Source organism: Stappia sp. G46H5W (genome assembly GCF_058448995.1).
Map to the genome: position 1 here is coordinate 778,362 of NZ_JBZFLL010000002.1, position 22,436 is coordinate 800,797.

The 22,436-nt window shown below is 63.6% G+C and carries 18 protein-coding genes; 9 read left to right on the forward strand and 9 right to left on the reverse strand.

Annotation, left to right across the window (positions count from 1 at the left end; genetic code table 11):
• Window positions 1-93: 93 nt before the first annotated feature.
• From ACVJ6E_RS09275 to ACVJ6E_RS09290, 4 genes are all read right to left on the reverse strand, one after another.
• Window positions 94-1,035 carry a LysR family transcriptional regulator gene (locus tag ACVJ6E_RS09275; RefSeq protein WP_120267999.1) on the reverse strand — a complete coding sequence of 314 codons (942 nt, stop codon included), beginning with the start codon at window positions 1,033-1,035 and terminating at the stop codon, window positions 94-96.
• A gap of 9 nt (window positions 1,036-1,044) precedes the next feature.
• On the reverse strand, window positions 1,045-2,022 hold the full coding sequence (locus ACVJ6E_RS09280; protein ID WP_120268000.1) for a quinone oxidoreductase family protein: 978 nt from the start codon (window positions 2,020-2,022) through the stop codon (window positions 1,045-1,047).
• Between the two features lie 133 nt (window positions 2,023-2,155).
• Window positions 2,156-2,881, reverse strand: a complete 726-nt coding sequence (locus tag ACVJ6E_RS09285) for a CDP-alcohol phosphatidyltransferase family protein (RefSeq protein ID WP_120268001.1) — start codon at window positions 2,879-2,881, stop codon at window positions 2,156-2,158.
• A gap of 158 nt (window positions 2,882-3,039) precedes the next feature.
• Window positions 3,040-4,020, reverse strand: a complete 981-nt coding sequence (locus ACVJ6E_RS09290) for a DUF2182 domain-containing protein (RefSeq protein WP_199681034.1) — start codon at window positions 4,018-4,020, stop codon at window positions 3,040-3,042.
• 182 nt (window positions 4,021-4,202) lie between these two features.
• Between ACVJ6E_RS09290 and ACVJ6E_RS09295 the strand changes: the two genes are divergently transcribed.
• Window positions 4,203-5,438: a UbiH/UbiF family hydroxylase gene (locus ACVJ6E_RS09295; protein WP_491676430.1), complete on the forward strand. Its 1,236-nt coding sequence runs from the start codon at window positions 4,203-4,205 to the stop codon at window positions 5,436-5,438.
• Window positions 5,439-5,456: 18 nt separating this feature from the next.
• Here ACVJ6E_RS09295 and ACVJ6E_RS09300 read toward each other — a convergent pair whose 3' ends face one another.
• Both ACVJ6E_RS09300 and ACVJ6E_RS09305 read right to left on the reverse strand, forming a co-directional pair.
• On the reverse strand, window positions 5,457-6,539 hold the full coding sequence (locus tag ACVJ6E_RS09300; RefSeq protein ID WP_120268003.1) for a CaiB/BaiF CoA transferase family protein: 1,083 nt from the start codon (window positions 6,537-6,539) through the stop codon (window positions 5,457-5,459).
• Between the two features lie 69 nt (window positions 6,540-6,608).
• Window positions 6,609-7,562, reverse strand: coding sequence for an AEC family transporter (locus tag ACVJ6E_RS09305; RefSeq protein ID WP_120268004.1), 954 nt, complete (start codon window positions 7,560-7,562; stop codon window positions 6,609-6,611).
• 154 nt (window positions 7,563-7,716) lie between these two features.
• Here ACVJ6E_RS09305 and ACVJ6E_RS09310 point away from each other — a divergent pair, with 154 nt between their 5' ends.
• The 3 genes from ACVJ6E_RS09310 (at window position 7,717) to hspQ (ending at window position 10,293) form a co-directional block, all read left to right on the forward strand.
• Window positions 7,717-8,634 carry an LpxL/LpxP family acyltransferase gene (locus tag ACVJ6E_RS09310; RefSeq protein WP_120268005.1) on the forward strand — a complete coding sequence of 306 codons (918 nt, stop codon included), beginning with the start codon at window positions 7,717-7,719 and terminating at the stop codon, window positions 8,632-8,634.
• A 147-nt stretch (window positions 8,635-8,781) separates the two neighbouring features.
• Window positions 8,782-9,825, forward strand: a complete 1,044-nt coding sequence (locus tag ACVJ6E_RS09315; RefSeq protein WP_120268006.1) for an HpcH/HpaI aldolase/citrate lyase family protein — start codon at window positions 8,782-8,784, stop codon at window positions 9,823-9,825.
• 144 nt (window positions 9,826-9,969) lie between these two features.
• Entirely contained in the window at window positions 9,970-10,293 is a 324-nt protein-coding gene (gene hspQ / locus ACVJ6E_RS09320) for a heat shock protein HspQ (protein ID WP_120268007.1), read from the forward strand.
• A gap of 105 nt (window positions 10,294-10,398) precedes the next feature.
• Here hspQ and ACVJ6E_RS09325 read toward each other — a convergent pair whose 3' ends face one another.
• Window positions 10,399-11,037 (reverse strand): invasion associated locus B family protein, encoded by a 639-nt coding sequence (locus ACVJ6E_RS09325; protein ID WP_120268008.1) that lies wholly within the window; start codon window positions 11,035-11,037, stop codon window positions 10,399-10,401.
• A 341-nt stretch (window positions 11,038-11,378) separates the two neighbouring features.
• On the opposite strand from ACVJ6E_RS09325, the gene ACVJ6E_RS09330 reads away from it, so the two are divergent.
• From ACVJ6E_RS09330 to ACVJ6E_RS09350, 5 genes are all read left to right on the forward strand, one after another.
• On the forward strand, window positions 11,379-13,241 hold the full coding sequence (locus tag ACVJ6E_RS09330) for an extracellular solute-binding protein (protein ID WP_491676431.1): 1,863 nt from the start codon (window positions 11,379-11,381) through the stop codon (window positions 13,239-13,241).
• Between the two features lie 19 nt (window positions 13,242-13,260).
• Window positions 13,261-14,883: a class I adenylate-forming enzyme family protein gene (locus tag ACVJ6E_RS09335; RefSeq protein ID WP_120268009.1), complete on the forward strand. Its 1,623-nt coding sequence runs from the start codon at window positions 13,261-13,263 to the stop codon at window positions 14,881-14,883.
• Window positions 14,880-16,067, forward strand: a complete 1,188-nt coding sequence (locus tag ACVJ6E_RS09340) for a hypothetical protein (protein ID WP_120268010.1) — start codon at window positions 14,880-14,882, stop codon at window positions 16,065-16,067. The genes ACVJ6E_RS09335 and ACVJ6E_RS09340 overlap by 4 nt, the downstream gene beginning before the upstream one ends.
• 47 nt (window positions 16,068-16,114) lie before the next feature.
• Window positions 16,115-16,816: a DsbA family oxidoreductase gene (locus ACVJ6E_RS09345; protein WP_120268011.1), complete on the forward strand. Its 702-nt coding sequence runs from the start codon at window positions 16,115-16,117 to the stop codon at window positions 16,814-16,816.
• A gap of 153 nt (window positions 16,817-16,969) precedes the next feature.
• Complete coding sequence (locus tag ACVJ6E_RS09350; protein ID WP_120268373.1) at window positions 16,970-19,954, forward strand: NACHT domain-containing protein; 2,985 nt, start codon at window positions 16,970-16,972, stop codon at window positions 19,952-19,954.
• Between the two features lie 109 nt (window positions 19,955-20,063).
• On the opposite strand, the gene eno is transcribed toward ACVJ6E_RS09350, so the two are convergent.
• Together eno and kdsA are read right to left on the reverse strand one after the other, a co-directional pair.
• Window positions 20,064-21,338, reverse strand: a complete 1,275-nt coding sequence (eno, locus tag ACVJ6E_RS09355; protein ID WP_120268012.1) for a phosphopyruvate hydratase — start codon at window positions 21,336-21,338, stop codon at window positions 20,064-20,066.
• Window positions 21,339-21,435: 97 nt separating this feature from the next.
• A complete protein-coding gene (kdsA, locus tag ACVJ6E_RS09360) occupies window positions 21,436-22,287 on the reverse strand; it encodes a 3-deoxy-8-phosphooctulonate synthase (protein ID WP_120268013.1) in 852 nt (283 codons plus the stop codon).
• Window positions 22,288-22,436: the final 149 nt, after the last annotated feature.

Genomic DNA, 22,436 nt, shown 5'->3' on the forward strand with positions numbered 1-22,436 from the left:
CGGTCGCTTGCTGCCTCCAAATGATCACGCATTGTGCATGCCTTGAAAGGGTGCAGCAGCTTGATCGCCGCGACCAGAAGATATTTTCGCCCTCTATGATGCCGAATTGGCATCGATCATGGCAAGGCGCGCTCGCAATGCGTCCATAGAATGTTCGAAGAACGCGCGTGCCGCGTGACCGAGGCTTCGGTGCGCCGAGGTCAGAATGGTGAAACGGTCCCGCTTCAGGGGTTGGTCCGCCAGCGGCAGGAAGACCAGAGATCCGTCGACCAGCTCCTGTTCCAGGCCAAGCGTGGTGAGAAAGGCGACCGTGTTATCGCTGCGGGTGAGCTCCCGCATCAGTTTCAGCGAGTTCGCCTCCACGAAGGCGCCGGGCGGAAAACCGCCATCAGACAGCGCGATGTCCAGACGTTTCCTGAGCGACAGGTCGCTGGAGGGAAAGCAGAACGGATGCGACAGGCAGTCGCTGAGCGACACGCGTGCCAGCTGCGTCAACGGATGGCCGGGCCGCACCACGGCCCCGATCTCCAGATCCCGGTGGAAGGCGACGGCAAGGCGCGGGTCTTCGGGCGGCTCGAAGGCGAAGCCGACATCCGCCTCGCCGGCAATGATCGCCTCCACCACCTGCTCGGATCCGGTCAGCACAGTGTGCAGGTGGATGCCGGGATAGTGGCGGCGAAAGGCGGCGACCACGTCGGGCAGCAGGCTTTCGGTGACGCTCTCGACGCTGGCGATGCGCACGGTGCCCCGCTGCATGCCGGTCAGGGCATCGAGATCGCCGAGCGTTGCTTCCAGGTCGGCGAAGGTCCGCAAGACATGCGCCCGCAGGATCTCTCCCGCGGGCGTCAACTGCACCCCGCGCGCCAGCCGGTCGAACAGCGTGTGGCCGAGCGACTGCTCCAGCCACAGGATCTGCCGGTTGACGGCACTCGAGGCGACGTTCAGTTCGCGTGCCGCAGAGCGGATCGACCCGGACCTGGCGACGGCTGCGAAATACCGCAGCGCCGGACCGTAGAGGGAGCGGGATCGATCCATGGCTCGCGGTCAGGGTACGAGGACGGTGGTTCCGGTGGTCTTGCGCCCCTGCAGGTCCTCATGCGCCTTCACGGCATCGGCGAGCTTGTACTCCTGGTTCACCGCGATCTTGACGTCGCCCGAGCGCACCACGTCGAAGAGATCGTTTGCGGTCTCCTCCAGGTCGGCGCGCGAGGCGATGTAGGTGAAGAGCGTCGGACGGGTGGCGAAGAGCGAGCCCTTCGGTCCGAGCAGGCCGAGATTGAAATCGGTGATCGGGCCGGACGACTGGCCGAACGACACCCACATGCCGAGAGGACGCAGGCAGTCGAGCGAACCGGGATAGGTGTCCTTGCCGACCGAATCGTAGACCACGTCACACAGCTTGCCGCCGGTGATCTCGCGCACGCGCTCGACGAAGTTCTCGGTCCGGTAGTTGATGACGTGGGTGTAGCCGTTGGCCCTGGCGAGCTCTGCCTTTTCCTCCGAACCGACCGTGCCGATCACCGTGGCGCCGAGCTTGGCTGCCCACTGGCCGGCAATGAGGCCAACGCCGCCCGCCGCCGCATGGAACAGCAGCGTCGTGTCGGAGGTCACCTTGTAGGTCTTGCGCAGCAGGTAGCGCGCCGTCATGCCCTTGAGCATCATGCCGGCAGCGGTCTTGTCGTCGACCCCGTCCGGGATCTTGACGAGACGGTCGGCCGGGAGCAGGCGCTCCTCGGCATAGGAGCCGAGCGGGCCGACATAGGCCACCCGGTCGCCCGGAGCGACGTGGGTCACGCCCTCGCCCACCGCAACGACGGTGCCCGCGCCCTCATTGCCCGGAGTGAAGGGCAGGCCGGCCGGCGCCGGATAGAGGCCGGAACGGAAATAGATGTCGATGAAGTTGAGGCCGACTGCGGTGTGGCGGATCCGTGCCTCGCCCTTGCCCGGATTGCCGAGCTCGACGTCTTCCCAGCGCATGACCTCCGGCCCGCCGGTCTCATGCACCCTGATTGCTTTCACCATGTTTCGCTCCCGTCGGGATTGGTTCTCGATCGTGAGCCGGATGATGGGGGCCGCGGCGAACGGCGGCAACCCCCTTTCGCACGTTGGGTGTTTTGCTTTTCGGGAGCTTTTGCGCGCTATGGGCGCAAGCGCGTCAGCGCAAACGCTCGAGCAACTGATGCAGGGCGGAGACGCCGAGCAGATAGATGCTGGTCGCGGCCAGCAGCCACTTCACCGGCCCTTCGGCCGACATGCCATCGGCAATGGCAAAGCCGGCGGCCACGAACCACAGAAGCGTCACGGCGAGCGTCAGCGGCCGCCAGCGCACCACGCGAACCGGATGGACGAAGCGGATCGGCGCAAAGGTCAGCGCGCACAGAGCCACCACGAAAATGACCGTGAAGACCTGCGAGGAGGACAGCACCATCAGCCCGAACACGACCATGTTCCAGCCCGCCGGGAAGCCCTTGAACGAGCCGTCCGGCTGCTTCATGCCGTTGTCGGCGAAATAGAGTGCGCCAGTGAACACCACCAGGCCGCCGCAGATCCAGTTCCACGGCGTCGACAGCATGTCGCTGGCCGCCAGCGCAAAGGCCGGCAGGAAGACATAGGTCGCGTAGTCGATGACGAAGTCGAGCGAGGCGCCGGACCATTGCGGCATGCGCCGGGCAATGTCGAAGTGCCGAGCGAGCGGCCCGTCGATCCCGTCGATCACAAGCGCGATCCCGAGCCAGACGAAAAGCATCGTCCAGTCGCCGCGCGAACCGGCGAGCAACGCCAGCAGCGCAATCGGCGCGCCGAGCGCAGTCAGGACATGGATCAGGAACAGCGGATGCGCGCTTTTCAGCCTGTCCGTAACGCCAGCGTCGAGATCCGCCATCTTTCCCTTTGCCACAGGCTCAGCCTCGCAACCTGGTCCCGTTCCCTTTCGGAAGGGACGAGAGAATGCTTCCCCCTGCCCTTCCTATGCCCGCAAGAGGGGCCGACTGCAACAAGACTGACATGGTTTTGTCGCAAAAAGCGAGGCCGGACGCCATGTCAGCCGGCAAGGGCGACACGGCCGAACGCGGCGAGCGAGAGCAGGAAGCCGCCCCACAGAAGCAGGAACACGCCGATCACCTGCGGCAAGCGCTCGGAGAGAAACGTCTTTTCCAGGCCCATCAGAAGGCCCAGAAGCGCGATCCAGAGCACGTTCATGATCCCGACGGCGAACATCACCGTCATCAAGGCCCAGCAACAGCCGAAGCAGAACAGCCCCTGCATGACGCCGAGCCGAAAGGTCTCGGACAGCGTCGAGGGATTGTGGCTGGCGAAGAACAGCCGGGGATTGCGGCAGCGCCACAGGCAGGCCGCCTTGGCCGGCGTGAACTGGTAGATGCCGGCGGCGACCAGCGTGGTGCCGGCCAGGACCGTCGTTACAGGCGCCATCATCGGCGTCAGGGCCCCGGCCATGGTCAGGGCGGCCTGCGCCAGGGTCGCGACGACCGCATAGGCCATCCAGACCGAAAGATAGCCGAGGGCCAGCACCAGCGTTGCCCGCCCCGGAGCTAGAGCGCGGTGCCCCTCGGGCGGGGCCTGTCGGACCTTTTCGGCGAAATGCGCGATCACGGGCGCTGCGGTCGGCAGCATCATCGCCAGCGCCATCGCCACCCACATGACCAGCACCAACAGCATGTCGTGCGCCGACCAGACCGCGGAGCCAGGCATCCCGAAGGTCGAGGCGCCTTCGGGCAGGCAGATCGCGGCAAGCAGCGCGCGCGCCTCCGCCGGCAGTCCGGCAAAGATGTTGAAGGCGTTGAAGAGCGCCATGCCGGGGCCGAGCTCGCCCATGTCCATGACCGGGAGCATGGCGGCCACCATCGCCGCCAGATAGGCCCAGCCGGCGAGCGAGACGACGCCGATGCAAGCAAAAACCACCGCGCGCGGGTGCCGGGCGGCAAGGTTCCACAGGCCGGGCGCGCGTTCCGGATCGGGACTGTCGCCGCTTCCTTTCGCCGATATCCCGACACCTGCCGCCACGCCATTGCTCCTTCGCGCCCGGCGATCCGCTCTCGGGCTTTGACCGACATGATAGGGCGTCCGCGCGCAAACAGCATCCGCGCGGTGCCGGATGCGACCAAATGCGCTGCGCACGGGCTTGCATTACGCCGCTGCCGCGTCATCTTTCCCGCAAAGGTTCCACGAAAGATCGGATGTCGGCAATGACACAGCGCAAAACCGCAGGCGAGACGGCGCGGCACGAGACCGAGGTCGCAGTGGTCGGTGCAGGTCCCTCGGGCATGGCCATGGCGCTGCTGCTCGCCGGCCACGGCTTCCGCACCGCCCTTGTCGCCCCTGCCCTGCCGGCGTCCGACGACCGCACGACCGCGCTGCTGGAATCGTCCGCCGAGATGCTGCGCTCGCTCAAGCTATGGGACCGCATCGCCCCCCATACGGCGCCGCTGGAGCACATGCGCATCATCGATGCGACGGGGCGCTTGATTCGGGCGCCGGAAGTCGTTTTCGACGCATCCGAGCTGAAACTGCCGGCCTTCGGCTACAATATCCGCAATGCAGAGCTCAACGCCGAACTGGCCGAGGCCTGCGGCGGCGAACCTCTGCTGGAGCGGATCGACGCCCGGGTCGATGGGCTCGAAATCGGCGAAGGTGGCGCGACGCTCGCCCTGTCGGACGGCAGCACGCTGTCCGCCCGGCTGGTCGTGGGTGCGGACGGTCGCCGCTCGGCCGTGCGCGAGGCGGCCGGCATCGAAGTGCGCGAGTGGCGCTATCCGCAATGTGCCCTGGTGCTCAATCTCGAGCACGACGTGCCGCATCACGACCATTCCAGCGAGTTTCACACCCCGACGGGACCTTTCACGCTGGTGCCGCTGAAGGGGCGCCGCTCGTCGCTGGTCTGGGTGCAGGAGCCGGGCGAGGCCGAGCGGTTGCATGCGCTCGACGACGAGACGCTGGCGCTGGAGATCGAGCGCCGCGCGTCCTCGATCCTCGGCCGCATGCGGATCGTGGGCACGCGCCAGCTCTATCCGCTGGGCGGCTTGAGCGCGAAGACCGTAGCCGCCAATCGCTGTGCGCTGATCGGCGAAGCGGCCCACGTTTTCCCGCCCATCGGCGCGCAGGGTCTAAATCTCGGGTTCCGGGACGTGGCAACGCTGGGCGAGGTGCTGGTGGCGGCCCGTCGGCGCGGCGAGGATATCGGCGCGCCATCGGTGCTGGCCGCCTATGAGCGAGCCCGCCGTCCGGACATCGCCTCGCGCACGACGGCCGTCGACCTGCTCAACCGCTCGCTGTTGAGCGATCTTCTCCCCGTCCAGCTGTTGCGCGGGCTGGGGCTCTATCTCGCTGGCCGGGTGCCGCCGCTGCGCCGGTTCCTGATGCGCGAAGGCATCGCCCCGGCAATGGCGCGCCCGCGCCTGATGCGCGGGCTGACGCTCGGTTGAGACGTCGGGCAAACGCCCCTAAACGGGCGCCTTGGCGCTGCGGCTGCCACGGAAGGCTGGCGCAATCGGCACGACGGTCGCCGGCAGGGTCACGTCGCCCGTCGTGACCTCGAAGTCGAACAGCCCGCGTTCGCGGAAATGCGGATCGAGGAAAGCATCCGCCAAACCGGCAAGCGGGGCCGCGCAGCAATCGGCGGTGGCAAGTCGCGGCGCCCAGTAGGCCGTGTCATGCGCGGCGAATGCTGCGGCCAGCGCCCGCCCCGCCCCTTCCGGATCGCGGCGGTCATCACGCGCCTCTTGCGACAGGCCGAGTGTATCGCAGAGCGCGGTCCAGAACTTCTCCTCCAGCGCACCAACGGCGATCAGGCCGCCATCGGCGGCGCGGTAGATGCGGTATCGGGGCGAGGCACCGGTCAGGAGATCGGCGCCGTTGTCCGGCGCCTTGCCGGTTGCGGTCAGCTTTGCCTGGGCGAACAGGGCGAGCGTGAACATTGCATCGCACATGGCGATGTCGAGAACAGTGCCGCGCCCGGTGCGCTCGCGCGCGAACAACGCGAGCAGGATGTTCATCACGGCCGGGAAGCTGCCGCCGCCGATATCGGCAATCTGTGCCGGCGGCAGGACCGGCGCCTCGGCCGTGCCGCAGGACAGTGCCAGCAGGCCGGTCAGTGCCATATAGGTGATGTCGTGCCCCGCCTCGAGCGCACGCGGGCCGGTCTGCCCGAAGCCGGTGATCGAGCAGTAGACGAGCCGGGGATTGCGTTTCGTGAGGTCCTGCGGACCAAGGCCGAGACGCTCCATCACGCCGGGGCGGAATTGCTCCAGAACCACGTCGGCCTTGTCGACCAGTTCCAGCACCCGCTCCCGCGCGGCAGCGTCCTTGAGATCGAGTTCGATACAGGTCTTGCCGCGGTTGAGCATGGCATAGAGCGCGCTCGCCGGCCCCGCCCTGGGCGGGAAGAAGCGCATGTCCTCGCCGCCCGGCCGCTCGATCTTGATCACCGTCGCTCCGGCCTCGGCCAGCATCAGGCTGGCAAGCGGTCCGGGCAGCAGCGTGCTGAAATCGAGCACGGTGATCCCGGCAAGCGGTTGTTGCGTCATGTCCCTGGTCTCCTCCCGGACGGCCACCCTCTTGTGTTCTTGTGCGGGCGGTACGTTTCGGCACGAACGTTACTGGAGCGGCAGCAGGCCTTCCGTGATCAGATAGATGAAGATCGACACGGTGACCGTCGAGGCGATGGTGCCGATGAGGATCGAGCTCGAGGCCCGCTGGATGTAGACATGGTACTGCTGGGCGATCACGAACACATTGGCCGCCGGCGGAAGGCAGGCCATCAGCACGGCGGTCGCCACCCATGCCGGCTCGACGCCGCCCATCCAGTTCAGCAGCATCAGCACGATCAGCGGATGGACGATCAGCTTGACTGCCAGGATCACCGGCAGCTCAAGCGGCACGCGGCCCATGGGCTGCTGCGCGACCGTGACGCCCATGGCGAAAAGCGCGCAAGGAGCGGCCGCGTTGCTGAGGAAGGTCAGCAGCGTATCGATGGCCTGCGGCGGTTGAAACTCGACCGCCGCCGCCAGAACGCCGGCGATGGTCGCCAGAATGAACGGATGGGTGAAGATGCGCTTCACCACCGTGATCATGGTCTTCAGCGGCGGCTCGTTGTCGGTGCCGCCGATGGCCATCATCAGCGGCGTCAGCGTGAACAGCAGGATGTTGTCGAAGCAGAAGACAAGCGCCGTCGGCACGGCGGCGGCCGGTCCAAGCACCGCGAGCGTCAGGCCCGGTCCCATGTAGCCGACATTCGAGTAGGAGCCGGCCAGCGCCTGGATCGTCGCCTCGGGAATGTTGCCGCGCGAAGCAAGGACGCCGACGCAAAAGGCAATGGCGAAGGCGGAATAGGTGGCGAAGGTCGTCGCCGCCACATAGCCGATATTGGTCAGCTCCTCGATCGGCGTCTTGGCCAGGAGGCGGAAAAAGAGCGCCGGCAGCGCTATGTAGATGATGAAGAACTGCATCCACGCCAGGCCGGATGCGGGAATGTCCTTCAGCTTTCCGGCGCCTACCCCGAGGAAGATCAGCCCGAAAAACGGAAGCGCCAGCGATATCACATTTTCCATCAGGGCCTCCGGCGGGCGGGAGGGGTGCCCGCCAAACAGGGAGCGTGTTGCCAAGCCTCGACTGCTTGGTTAATCACCGCAGGCCTAACGGGTTCGCACAGACCGGTCAACGGCAACGACCCTCCGCATAAGTGAGTAGAGACGGCAACAGGCGATGACGCAGACCGATTCCCCCGGCGAAACCGGCAAGCAGCCCGGCGAACGCCCCGGCGAGCACGGCGGATTGCGCTATCGGCTGGAATGGGGATTGCTGAGTTTCGCGCTCTGGCTGCTGCGCCTGATGCCGCCGGATACGGCCTCCTTCGTCATGGGAAAGGCCTGGCGGCTGTTTGCCCGCTTCAACAGACGGCACCGGCGCGCGCTCGCCAATATGGCAAAGGCGATGCCGGAACTGCCGCGCGAAGAGCATCGGCGCGTCTTACTGGGAATGTGGGAGAATCTCGGTCGGATCGCCGCCGAGACTCTGCAGCTGGACCGCTTGGTCGCCGATCCGGCCCGCTTCGAATATGATGTGGACGACGTGCGCGAAACGGTGGGCGAGAGCGGCGCCGTGGTGGTCTCCCTGCATGCGGGCAACTGGGAAGTCACTGCGATGGGCGGGCTCGCCGCAGGATGGCAGCCGGTCGGCGTCTACCAGACCATCAAGAATCCGCTTGTCGACAAGCTGGTCTACGACCTTCGCGCCCGCATCTATCCCGGCGGCTTGTATCCCAAGAGCCACGAGACCGCGCGGCGCCTGCTGACCATCGCCCGGTCGGGCGGACGCACGGCGATGCTGGCCGATCTCCAGGATAGGCGCGGCGTAGTGATTCCGTTCTTCGGCCGCGACGCCTGGGCCACGGTCTATCCCGCCACCATCGCGCGGGCCGCCGGCGTGCCGCTGGTCGCAAGCCGGGTGGTACGGCTGCCCGGCAACCGCTTCCGCATCGAGGCGCGCGTGGTCGAGATGCCGCGCACGGACGACCGAAAGGCCGATGCCGTTGCCGCGACGCAGCGCTATCACGCCCTGTTCGAACAGTGGATCCGCGAGAACCCGTCCCAGTGGATGTGGATCATGCGCAAGTGGCTCTAGCGCTTATAGCGACCGACGACACCTCCCCTCTCCGCTGCCTTTCGCCGAAGGTCCGGCTTGCGTGCCGCGCTGCGAAAGCCATTATATGCGATGCAGCATAACGGGTGAGGAACCGCATCGAAGCGGGCCAAATGGGAGGAGAACACCATGAAGACACCGCGCGCCTTCTACCAACCGCTTGCCATCGGCGCGCCAGCGCCGCTGCGCGAGCAGCCGGTGCGGCTGGAGCGGATGATCCATTTCGTGCCGCCGCATGTGGAGAAGATGCGCGCCAAGGTGCCGGACCTGATCCGCTCGGTCGACGTGGTGCTGGGCAATCTCGAGGACGCCATTCCCGCCGACGCCAAGACGGACGCGCGGCGCGGGTTCATCCGCATGGCGCAGGACAATGATTTCGGCACCACCGGCCTTTGGACCCGTATCAACTGCCTGAACAGCCCCTGGGTGCTGGACGATCTGATGGAGATCGTCACCGAGGTTGGCGACAAGCTGGACGTGGTGATGCTGCCTAAGGTCGAGGGACCATGGGACATCCATTATATCGACCAGCTGCTGGCGCAGCTGGAGGCAAGGGCCGGCGTTTCGAAGCCGATCCTCGTCCACGCGATCCTGGAGACCGCCGAGGGCGTCAAGAACGTCGAAGCGATCGCCACCGCCAGCCCGCGCATGCACGGGATGAGCCTGGGCCCCGCCGATCTTGCGGCCTCGCGCGGCATGAAGACGACCCGGGTCGGTGGTGGCCATCCGGACTACACGGTGCTCGCCGATGCCGGAGACGCCGGCACGGCGCGTCCGGCATTCCAGCAGGATCTGTGGCACTACACCGTCGCCAAGATGGTGGACGCGTGCATGTCCGCCGGGATCAAGGCCTTCTACGGGCCGTTCGGCGACTTCTCCGATCCCGCCGCCTGCGAGGCCCAGTTCCGCAACGCCTTCCTGATGGGCTGCGTCGGCGCCTGGTCGCTGCATCCCAGCCAGATCGACATCGCCAAACGGGTGTTCAGCCCGGAGCCGGGCGAAGTCGCCTTCGCCTTGCGTATTCTGGAAGCCATGCCAGACGGCACCGGTGCGGTGATGATCGACGGCAAGATGCAGGATGATGCCACCTGGAAACAGGCAAAGGTGATCGTCGATCTTGCCCGTATCGTTGCCGCAAAGGATCCGGACATGGCCGCTCTTTACGGACTTTGAGCGGCAAGCGGTGCGCATGAGGACGAAGAGTGCGCGCAGCCGACAGCTCGCGACTTGTAAACCGCCCGTTCAGAGCGTATGCGCTAGTGTTGAATAGAGGGAGAAACTCCCGACTTACGCTCAAACTGGCTGAAACCTGAACAGATGCGCACCGCGAAATTCATGATCGGTCAGGTCGTCAGGCACCGGGTGTACCCCTTCCGGGGGGTCATCTTCGACGTCGACCCGACATTTTCCAACACGGAAGAGTGGTGGGACGCGATCCCGGAAAACGTGCGCCCGGATCGCGACCAGCCGTTCTATCACCTGCTCGCCGAGAACGCGGAGACAGAATACGTCGCCTATGTCTCGGAGCAGAACCTGGTTCCGGACGATACGGGCGAACCCGTTCGCCATCCCCAGGTCGACGAGATCTTCGAACAGCAGGACGACGGCACCTATCGTCCGCGCGACGTGGACCTGCACTAGGGGCGACGAACCGCGTTCCCCCTTTCGGTCCCGACCGATGCCACAACGAAAAACGCCGCGGCCAAGGCCGCGGCGTTGTCGTATCAATGACCCGAAAGCTCCGGCTCAGTTCGCGCCCGAGCCGGTCACTTCCTTCTGCTTCTCGATCAGCCGCTGGCGAGCCTCTTCGGCGCGCTTCTGCAGCTCGGACTGCAGCTGCTGCTGCTTCTGCTGCAGTTCTTCCGGATTGATCGCCGGTCCGTCATAGACCTTGGTGAAGCCGGACAGCGTGAGCTGGAAGGGAACTTGCTTGGCCTGCTGGTTCAGCGTGGTCAGCACCAGGTTGCCGCCGGCCTTCATCGAGCTGATGAAAGCGTCGTCGATCACGAGCTCGGAATAGCAGGCGTTCGGGAAGCAGATGCCGTACTTGGCTTCGGTCTGCTTGCCGGTGTCGACCTGCACGCGCAGGCCCGGCTGGATCAGCATGCCGGGGGGCACCGCCATCAGCAGGGTCTTGCGGGCTTCGCCGCCAATCTCGCGCACGGCGACGGAGGCGAGGAACTGGCCGGTATCCGTACGCAGCTCCTGCGTCACGACGCAGATTTCCTTGTTGGACTGCGGGTCGGTATTGCAGATCTTCACCCAGGGCGTGTCCGCCGGCGGCTGAATCGTCTGGGTCTGCGCAGCGGCGCCGCCGGCAAAAGCCACAGTCGCCGCAGCGGCGATGGTCAGGCCAGCCAGGTGGTTCTTCAGTCTATCTGCCATGCAATGCGTCCCTAAAGTCCGTTGTTTCGTCACGGCGGACACCAAGCGCGTCGTCGCCGCGAACGGGAAAACTTTTGTCCCTCTCTCGCCAAACCTGTGCGCAATGAATGCGGCAAGACCTTGGCTCGTGCGATCACGGGCGCATCTTTACAGTCTGACGCGCCGAATATCCAGTTTGTCGGCGGCGCGGGCGCCCTCAAGCCGGCCTCATTCGTGCGGGATCGTCACGCTGTTGCGAGAATGCCGCAGTCTCTGCCGCCTCCCCGTCGTCCGCGACCAGGGAACTGTCGTTGAGACTGCGTTAACCATAACAAAGTGATTGGGCACTAGAATTCGACACCATGACCGAGATGCGACCCGTCCCGATTCTCCCTCTGGCGAAGCTTCCAGCGCTTTTCGCCGCGGCCGTGCTTGCCCTTGCCCCTGTTGGCGGGGCAGCGCAGGCCGCCGACGTGCCGTGGAGCCATGGCATCGCCATGCATGGCGAACCTGCCCTACCGGAGACTTTCGCCCACCTTCCCTATGCCGATCCCGATGCGCCGCAAGGCGGCACGGTCACCCACGGCGTCCAGGGCTCCTTCGACAGCCTGAACCAGTTCATCGTCCAGGGCGGCACCACGACGGCACGCGGCATCCGCGATACGGATTTCGGTGCGCTGGTGACCGAGAGCCTGCTGGAGCGCAATCTCGACGAGCCCTTCACGCTCTATGGTCTGCTGGCCGAATCGGTCCGGATGCCGGATGAGCGCGACTGGATCGAGTTCCGCCTCAACGAGAGGGCCCGCTTCTCCGACGGCACGCCGGTGACCGTGGGCGATGTGATCTTCTCCTTCGAGATTCTGCGCGACAAGGGGCGGCCGCATTTCCGCTCGCGCTACAGCCGCATCACCAGCATGGAGAAGACCGGCGAGCGCAGCGTGCGCTTCACCTTTGCCGACGGGAGCGACCGCGAATTGCCGTTGCTGGTCGGTATGTCGCCGATCTTCGCCAAGCACACGATCGACCCCCAGACCTTCGATCGCAGCACCCTGGTGCCGCCGGTCGGCTCCGGCCCCTATGTCATCGACAGTGTCGATCCGGGCAACAACATCGTCTATCGCCGCGATCCCGACTACTGGGCGAAGGATCTGCCGATCCGGCGCGGCCTCTACAATTTCGACGAGGTGCGGATCGAGTATTACCGCGACGAGAACACGCTGTTCGAGGCCTTCAAGAAGGGGCTCGTGCAGGTGCTGCCCGTCGCCGATCCGGCGCGGTGGACCACCTCGCTGGACTTTCCCGCGGTCGCGGAAGGCAAGGTCGTCAAGGAAGGCTTTCGCCTTGGCACGCCAGCCGGCATGCACGGTTTCGTCTTCAACACCCGCCGGCCGATCTTCGCCGACGTACGGGTGCGCCGGGCGCTGGCCATGCTGTTCGACTTCGAATGGGTCAACCGTACGCTTTATCACGGCCTTTATGCGCGCACGGGCGGCTATTTCGACAATTCCGTGCTCTCCTCCCTCGGTCGTCCGGCCAGCGAGGCCGAGCGTGCGCTGCTCGCCCCGTTCGCGCAGGAGATCGCCCCGGACGTGCTGGACGGCACCTGGCGGCCGACGCATGCCGACGGTTCGGGCCGCGACCGCAAGGTGCTGCGCGCGGCGGTGGAGCAGCTGGCCGAGGCCGGCTACCGGATCGAGGGCCGTACCTTGCGCGATCCCGGCGGCGTACCTCTCTCCTTCGAGATCATCGTCGCCTCACAGGATCAGGAGCGCCTGGCGCTGGCCTATCAGCGCGCACTCAAGCTGATCGGCGTCGAGGTCCGCATTCGCTCCGTCGACAGCGCCCAGTATCAGCGCCGCCGCCAGACCTTCGATTTCGACATGGTCATGAACACCTGGCTGGTCTCCCTCTCGCCCGGCAACGAGCAGCGCTACCGCTGGGGCAGCGATGCCGCAGGGCAGGACGGCTCGTTCAACTATGCCGGCGTGAAGAGCCCGGCAGTGGACGCGACCATCGACGCCATGCTGTCCGCGCGCGATGCGGAAGGCTTCACCGATGCGGTGCGCGCCTTCGACCGGGCGCTGATTTCGGGTGCCTATGTGGTGCCTCTTTTCCATCTTCCTGAAAAATGGGTGGCGCGCTGGACCGCGATCGGCCGCCCTGAGGTACAGTCCATTACCGGACCGCGCTTCGAGACATGGTGGTCCGCCGCAAAACGGCGCTGAGTGGCTTGGGAATGACGAGATGATCCTGACCCCGCTGAAGACAATCGACGCACACCGGCAGAGCGGCATCTGGGGCCGTGTGACGCTGGATGCGCTGTTCCGCAAGACGGCAGCCGCCCATCCCGAACGGCTCGCCCTGTGCGATCCGGACGAGGCCGTGGGCGGCTTCCGCGAGGCGCCCCGCCGCCTCACCTATGCGGAGGCCGATGCCGAGATCAGCCGGCTTGCCGCCTTCTTCGCGGCAGTCGGGCTGAAGCACGACAACGTCATCGGCCTGCAGAGCGCGGGCACGGTGGATGCTGTCATCGCCTTGCTGGCGGCCCTGCGGGCCGGGCTGGTGGTGGCGCCGTTGCCGCTGCACTGGCGCCAGAAGAACGTTCTGGAGGCCCTGACACGCGCGGGCGCCAAGGCGCTGGTCGCCGGCGAGAGCTTCGGTGGGCGCTCCATCGGGCTGGAGGCGCGCGACACCGCTGCGGACCTCTTCGCGCTGCGTTTCGTCTTCGGCCTGGGGCGCGACGTCGCCGACGGCCTGATGGAGGTGGAACAGATCCTCGGCGAACTGTCCGAGGATATCGAGCCTGCGCCCGTCCGCCGCGACCAGAACGCCGCCGACCATGTCGCGACGCTGACCTGGACCCGCTCCACCAGCGGCGAGCCGCTGCCCATCGCCCGCAGCCACAACCAGTGGGTCGCCTGCGGCCTGATGCCCTATCTCGAGCTCTCCCTGCCGCAGGCGCCGAACTTCCTGCTGCCCTACGCGCTGACCGGCATGGCCGGCATCGGTGCCGGCCTCGTGCCGTGGCTGCTGTCCGGCGGCACGCTGCACCTGCATCATCCCGGCACGTTGCGCCGGCTCGCCGCCCATGCGGATGCGGCCGAGGCCGATATCGTGCTGTGCCCGGGCGCGCTGGTGCCGGCGCTGGACCGGCGGATCGAGCGGCCCGAATGCCGCATCGTTCCGGTTTGGCAGGCCCACTCGCCCGCCCCTGCCCCGCATGCCAGCAACCGCGAGCTGGTCGACCTGCATGTCGCCGACGAGTTCGCCATGGTCGCCCGCACCCGCGAGGGCAGCGCCCTGCCCCGTCCGCTGCCGAGCGGACGCATGGGCTCGCCCTCTGCCGCCCCACAGGCCCCGGCGCTGCTGGAAATCGCCATCGATACGGAAGTCAGCCCGGCAACGCTGAAGGTGCGCGGCGCCATGGTGCCGGATTCGGCCTGGCCCGCCTGCAAGGTGCGCATGCCGACCGACAAGGCCGGCTTCGTCGACACGCTGTTGCCGCTGCGCCAAACCGAGAGCGGCATCACCGGCTTCGGCATTCCGGGACAGATGGCGCCGGGCATCGGCTCGCTGCCGACGCTGGACGCGCTCTACGCCGCCTTCCCGGGCATCACCGAGGCCGCTGCCTTCCTGGTCGACGATGGCATTCTCGGCGCCCGGCTCTATGCCGCGCTGGTACCGCAGAAGGGCCTGCTCTTCGATGTGGAGGGCTTCTACGCCTATCTGGAAGCCGAGCATGCCGGCCTTGCCGAGATGCCGCACCGGGTGCTGCCCGTCGCGGCCCTGCCGCGCAATGCCTCCGGCAAGGTCGACCGCGAGGCGCTGGCGATCCGCGCCGGCTTCGGCCACTCGCAGGTCGCATGAACCGGGAGGCCGCCCGCCGCCTGTCGGTGCTGCTGGACGGGCAAAAGGATCGCTCGGACAGCCCGCTCGCGCGCCTTGCCCTCGCCTGGGACGACCTTGCCGAGATCGCATGGGCCGACACCCAAACATCGCATCTGCCCGATGTGGTGATCGGCCTTGCAGACGCCCTTCCTCACCCTGAGGCTGCCCAACGGTTGGCGGGCGCGCGGGAAAAGGGCGTGCATGTGCCGCGCGTCGTGCTTTGCCCCGAGACGGCCGGCACCGCCGGCGGCCTTGAGATGCCCCCGCCGGATGCGTTCCTTTCCCCCGCCTGTCCGCCGGAACTGGCGCTGGAGCGGCTGGCCGAGACCGTGCGCCAGGCGCGGCGCATGGAGGAAGCACGGCTGCGCCGGTCCGCCTTCGGCCCGCTGGCCCTGGATGCCTCGCCGAGGCCGACCCGAACCCGCAACCTCTCCCGCGGCATTCCGCTGCTGGTTGCCGGCGACAGTGCACGCATCGGCGTGGCGCTCGGCGCCCACCTTGCGGCGCTCGACCTGCGCGGTTGCCTCACGGCGGATGCCGCGCTGGCTGCGCTGGAGGAGGCCCACGCCCGGCTGATGGTGATCGACCTGCCGGCATCCCGTGCGAGCGAGCTTCTAGGCCGTTTGCGCGCAGATCCGCGCCATATCGCGCTGCCGGTCCTGGTTCTGTGCGCGGACGAAGCGGAGGCTGCCGTGTTGCTGAAGAGTGGCGCCAGCGATTGCGTGCCCCGCGCGGCCGCGCCGCAGATCCTCGCCCGGCACCTCCTGTGCCTGCTGCGGGCCGGCGCCCGCCGGGCCCTTGCCGACCGGGTGCTGGCCGGCTATCGCCCGCGACGCGGTCTCCCCCTTCTGCCACGCGTGGCGTACGAGCGCTATCTGGCGGCCCTTGGCGAGGCGCTGGCCTTGCGCGGGCTGGAGCCGCTGACCCTGCAGCTGGCGCAGATCGCGCCGCCGCCGCTCGCCTCACGGGCCGCGAATGACGACCCCTTCGGGGTTCCCGCCGTCAACCCCGTCCTTTCGGCAACGCTTGCCGCATCGCGCGACGAGGATTTTGTTGCTACGGTCGAGGGGCTGGGCGATATCGCCGTGTTGCGGGACGCGGAGGCGCAGGAGCGCATCCGCCGGCGGATCGGCGCCATCGTCTCCAGCACAGCCTTCGCCTGACGCGCCATCTCTTCGCGCTTCTTGCGCAACCGACGAAAGGACTGCCCATGCCAGCCGAGACGGATACCGCAGCCGGGCAGCAGGCAGCCTCGCCCGACCAGGCCGCAATGCCCATCGACGTCATTTCCGACGTGGTCTGCCCCTGGTGCTATATCGGCAAGCGGCGGCTGGAAAAGGCGCTGGCGAGCCTGCCGGACATTCCCGTTGCCCTGCGCTGGCAGCCCTATCAGCTGGACGCGACCATCCCACCGCAGGGCAAGGACCGCCAGCAGTACCTGATGGATAAGTTCGGCAGCCAGGCGCGCATCGACGCGCTGCACGAGCAGATCGCCGCCGCCGGCCTGCAGGAAGGCATTCCCTTCGCCTTCGAGCGCATCCGCACCTCGCCCAACACGCTGGACTGCCACCGCCTGCTGCTGTGGTCGCGCGCCGACGGGCTGCAGAGCGAGATGGCTGAGCGCCTGTTCCGCCTCTACTTCCTGGAAGGCGCCGATCTCAGCGACCCGCAAACGCTGGTCTCGGCCGCCGCCGATGTCGGCATGATGTCGGATCTCGTCGCCGAGCTGCTGCCGACGGATTCCGACCGCAACAAGATCACCGCCGCCGTCGAACAGGCCCACCGCATCGGCGTCACCGGCGTCCCCGCCTTCATCATCGACGAGCGTTTCATCGTCATGGGCGCGGAAAAGCCGGAAACCCTCGCTGCCGCGATCAAGCACGCCTATGAGACGAAGACGGGGCGAGATTGAGAATATGTTTGGAGCAATCAGAAGTATCCTCCAACCCAAACGTCAGGAACCACAGTACACAAACATGTTGCCATGCAAAAAATATAGCGCTTCTCAAAATTCGATTCGTGGGATTAAATAACTCATATTTCATTTCAGATAGAGGTGTATGTTATGTTTGGCGTCGGGGAGATCGTTTATAGTTTAATTAGTTCCATTGTATACGATGGCATCAAACGCCCTTTTAAGGGGCTTTCCGACGCAGTCGCACGCAGAAAAAGCATAAACCGAGCACTCGGAGCGACTTCAGAAGAAAAGTCAAAAACTCCCCCAGAAATAAATGATATTATTAATATTATATCTCACGATCATGGCAAATATACTACAGCTGTATCTGAATTTCTTCATGAACTAAGAAAAAGTAGCATCCCAGACAGTCTTAAAAAGCTATCTATTTGTGGACGGGATATGGAATTAGCATTTCCAGCATTCAATTTACTATACAAATCACATGAACCTTTGCCCTTTTCGAGCAAATCGCTGTTCGACGCTCTTGTCGCAGCCATAAACTCACGATTACAGCAAGGTGTCGAGGAAGAGGTTATATATGACGCGATAAAGATTAATAGCGGCGAAATAATAAACAGAATTGAAGATCTAGCTCGGAGCCTGCAGAAAGCCAACTCACACACCCCTTTGAGTGCGAGCCAGTTTTCCGAAATACGCCTTAGAGTAGCCAAAGGTATTGAGGCGGCAAACCGTCAGGTTACGGTGGAGACAACACAGGGCGCAAAAAAAGTAGCGATCAAAAAGATCGTTATCTCTCCTCGGTTAAGCGTCATTTCTTCCAATGAAATGCTGATGGCTCACAGAGAGGCACATTCCAACAGGGAATATAGCGTAAATTATCTAGGTTTTCGCAGAACCTTCAATAAAGCGATTATACTTGGAGACCCTGGCGGAGGAAAATCCACCTTAACACAATCACTTTGCTATGATCTCGCACGCCAGATAAGTCTGGAATCGTCAACACCCAAGCATGATTCATTTGATTCTAGGGATTTAATATTGCCGCTGCGCGTTGTTTTACGTGCGTTAGAAAAAAATCAACAGCGACACCCCTCTTACTCGATATTCGATTATCTAGTTGATGAAGTAAAAATATATTGCGAAAATGATGACAATATTGCAAAGAAGTTCCTATTGCAATCTCTGTACTTAGGCGAGGTTGTAATTCTTTTTGACGGTCTGGATGAGATACTAGAAGTGGGCGCGCGGAGGGCAATGGCGGAGCTGATACAAAAATTTGTGCATAGCTATGCCACCTGCCCCGCATTGGTTACATCTCGCATAGTTGGATATAAAGACGCTCCTTTGAGCGATGAATTTGCGATGTATACGCTCGCGAAGTTGAATAAAGAAGAAGTTCGGAAATTTTCGGGGCTATTAATCCGCGCAATCTCTGGCTTGCGAAAGGCGGAGGCCGACGAAAAAGCAAACGATTTCATTTCTCAAACCGAATCTGCAGCCTCAGATCTCCGTGAGAATCCTCTTCTTTTAGGTCTAATGGTGTATGTATTTAACGCCAGAGGAGAAGTTCCAAATAATAGGCCTGAAATTTATAAAGAATGCTCAATGCTAATGTTTGAAAAGTGGGATCAGAGGCGAGATATCGTTTTCAGCTTCCCTCAAGATTTTAATCTTCTCGATTTGTTTGGGCACCTAGCACTGGAAATATTTGGAAATGCTGAAACGGAAGAAGGGGTAACTGAAGAATGGTTGACGGAAAAACTCAGGGAATTTTTCCTTATCTGGTACGACAACAATAAATCAAGATCTTATGAGGCGGCCAAAGTATTGGTAAACTTCATAACCGGACGAGCGTGGGTTATGTGTGATGTTGGGCCGCAGTTATTTAAATTTACGCATAGGACATTTTTGGAGTATTTCTTTGCACGCCGCTTGGAGGAGGAGGCGGGCGGAACTGTATCCTTACTGGAGAGACATCTAATCGGAAAAGCTCTGAATGCTGAATGGGATGTGGTTAGTCATCTGGCTTTACAGATTTCAACATTCCGCAGCGGGGTTCGGTCGACACAGGCTGTTGATGCGCTTGTCAAGTATGGCACTGAGACCAACCTCAGCCCCAAAGACGAGATGAATTTTTTATCATTTTTTGCCAGAGCCATCGACTACCTCATAGTTCCAGAAACAAAATTGCGAAAGGTTTCGACCTTCATATTTTCGAGATGCCTGCACATTGGCTCAAGATACAATAAGAATTCCGTCGAAATAATTCATGAACTTCTGGAATCAACAAAGAGTAAACAAAAATTCGTAGAAGACACACTGCGAAAATTAGTTGATCCGCGAGTTGATGCACCTAATTCTTCTGAGCGTTCATTTTTATTGTATTTAATCGGAGCGCGAGTCACAGGCTTTCGAGCAAGTTCTATTAGTGGACATTATTCGCCGTCGGATCGAGTGTGGCAGGCTTTTGCGGACACGAGGATCAGAATTCACGCAGATCAATACAAGCGTGCCTTGGTTGACGCCAATGAAGCGCGATCATATATATACATTTATCATGACAAAATTGTTGAGATGTATAGAAAATATCGTCGCGACATTTTCTTGCAGAGGGCTTCCCCACTTACGCCAACTGAAATATCGGCGCTACCGTTCTTTTTGTTTGTTTCGTCATTGCGCCCCAATTTGCTCAACAGAACCCATATTTACTCCCCATTGAAACTGGGGGACCAGCAGAGATTAGAGCTGCTAGACATGCTTTCCGAAGATTTCTTGTCCGCGTGGCGATCTGGCGATGCACTGGATATGCTATCTGAGACAAACTACTTTGCAGGCAGCCTATTGGAGGAACTTGTTTTTCGCGCAAGACACGGTTTCCAACGCCCCAGCCACTCCAGAAAGCACGGTTTCAGTTCGAAGGAGATCTTTATAATACTCCTATTTATTTGGGTTACGCGCAAGAATGCTCAAAATTCCGGAGACCCTGGCAGAATTCGACGTAGAAATCACCATGAGTCTGTTTCGAGTATTATTATGGATGACATGAAATTTTTCGATTCTGATGAATTTGGCAAAGCAATACTGGAGATAGCGCAGCAGCTTCGCAGTGATTTTCCCGCGCCCTCTTAGATCTCTGGCTCCACTTCCGTGCTTGGAATTGAGATTAGAGCATTCAGTTGCTGTCTATCGCGGTCGCGGCAATTATCGCGACCGCGATCAACATCTAACTGCCGGCTGATCAGCCCTTCAGGATGCTACGGCCGGCGTAGCGGGCCTGCTCGCCCAGCTCTTCCTCGATGCGGATGAGCTGGTTGTACTTGGCCAGCCGGTCGGAACGGGCCAGCGAGCCGGTCTTGATCTGCCCGCAATTGGTGGCGACGGCGAGGTCGGCGATGGTGCTGTCCTCGGTCTCGCCCGAGCGGTGCGACATGACGGCGGTGTAGGCCGCCTTGTGTGCGGTGTCGACCGCGTCCAGCGTCTCCGTCAGGGTGCCGATCTGGTTGACCTTGACCAGGATCGAGTTGGCGACGCCCTTCTTGATGCCCTCGCGCAGGCGCACCGAATTGGTGACGAAGAGATCGTCGCCGACGAGCTGGCACTTGGAGCCGACCAGCTCGGTCAGCGCCTTCCAGCCGGCCCAGTCGTCCTCGGCCATACCGTCCTCGATGGAGATGATCGGGTAGCGACCGACGAAATCGGCGAGATAGGCAGCCATTTCGTCCGGGCCGAGCACCTTGCCCTCGCCGTCGAGGTGATACTTGCCGTCCTTGAAGAACTCCGTGGAGGCGGCGTCGAGCGCGAGACAGATGTCCTCGCCCGGGCGGTAGCCGGCCTTCTCGATGGACTTCATGATGAAGCCGAGCGCGTCCTCGGTCGAGGCGAGGTTCGGGGCGAAGCCGCCCTCGTCGCCGACATTGGTGTTGTGGCCGGCGTCCTTCAGGCCCTTCTTCAGGGTGTGGAAGACTTCCGCGCCCATGCGCACGGCCTCAGTCAGCGTCTCGGCGCCGACCGGCATGATCATGAATTCCTGCACGTCGATCGGGTTGTCCGCATGGGCGCCGCCGTTGATGATGTTCATCATCGGCACGGGCAGCAGGCGCGCGCCGGCGCCGCCCACATAGCGGTAGAGCGGCAGGCCGGCCGACTGGGCCGCGGCGCGGGCGACGGCCAGCGACACGCCGAGGATGGCGTTGGCGCCGAGGCGCGCCTTGTTCGGCGTGCCGTCGAGGGCGATCATCGCCTCGTCGATTTTGATCTGGTCTTCCGCATCCAGGCCGCCGATGGCGTCGAAGATCTCGGTGTTGGCCGCGTCGACCGCCTTCTGCACGCCCTTGCCGAGGTAGCGGGCACCGCCATCGCGCAGCTCCACCGCCTCATGCGCGCCGGTCGAGGCGCCGGAGGGCACCGCGGCCCGCCCGAAGGCGCCGTCTTCCAGATGCACGTCGACCTCGACGGTCGGGTTGCCCCGGCTGTCGAGGATCTCGCGGGCGGTGATGTCGACAATTGCGGTCATTCTCGTCTCCCTGCGGGTGGGACTTTCCAAAAGGGTGGTCAGACTTGTCCCCGTCCGGCTGTTCCTAGCCGAGCCGGGCGACAAGGAAAAGGCCGTGTCAGATGCCGCGCGGGCGCGACTTGGCGATGCGGTCGAAGGCCATCAGGTCGGCGAGCAGGTCCTTCAGGTCCTTGAGCGCGATCATGTTCGGCCCGTCGGAGGAGATGGTGTTGTCCGGGTCCGGGTGGGTCTCGATGAAGACGCCGGCAACGCCGACGGCCACGGCCGCGCGCGCCAGCACCGCCACCATGGTGCGGTCGCCGCCCGAGGAGGTGCCCTGCCCGCCCGGTTGCTGCACCGAGTGGGTCGCGTCGAACACGACCGGCGCGCCGGTCTGCGCCATGATCGGCAGCGCGCGCATGTCGGATACCAGCGTGTTATAGCCGAAGGAGGCGCCGCGCTCGGTCAGGAGCACGTTGGGATTGCCGGTCTCGACGATCTTGGCGAGCACGTTCTTCATGTCCCAGGGGGCGAGGAACTGGCCCTTCTTGACGTTGACGACCGCGCCGGTCTTTGCGGCGGCGACCAGCAGGTCGGTCTGGCGGCAGAGGAACGCAGGGATCTGCAGCACGTCGACGACCTCGGCCACCGGGGCGCACTGGTCGGCGGAGTGGATGTCGGTCAGCACCGGCATGCCGTAGGTCTCGCGGATCTCGGCGAAGACCGGCAGCGCCTCGTTGAGGCCGACGCCGCGCGAGGCGGCGATGGAGGTGCGGTTGGCCTTGTCGAAGGAGGCCTTGAAGACGACGGAAATGCCGAGGCTGTCGGCGATTTCCTTCACCGCGGCGGCGCATTCCAGCACATGCGCCCGGCTTTCCATCTGGCAGGGGCCGGCGATCAGCGACAGCGGCGCGTCCTGCGAGAAAGCGACATTCCCGACCGTCACGGTTCCATTGCACGTCTGGTTCATGGCAGCTCGTATCTCCTGCTGGGCCTGGCCGATCTTCCGGCCCGCCCCGCCCGCTGGCGCGTTCCGCCCGTCAGTAGTCCGCATGGCGAGCCGGTGCAAGCATCTCGCGCGCCCTACATGCCATCGCGGCTGCCCGATCCTTGCCGCAA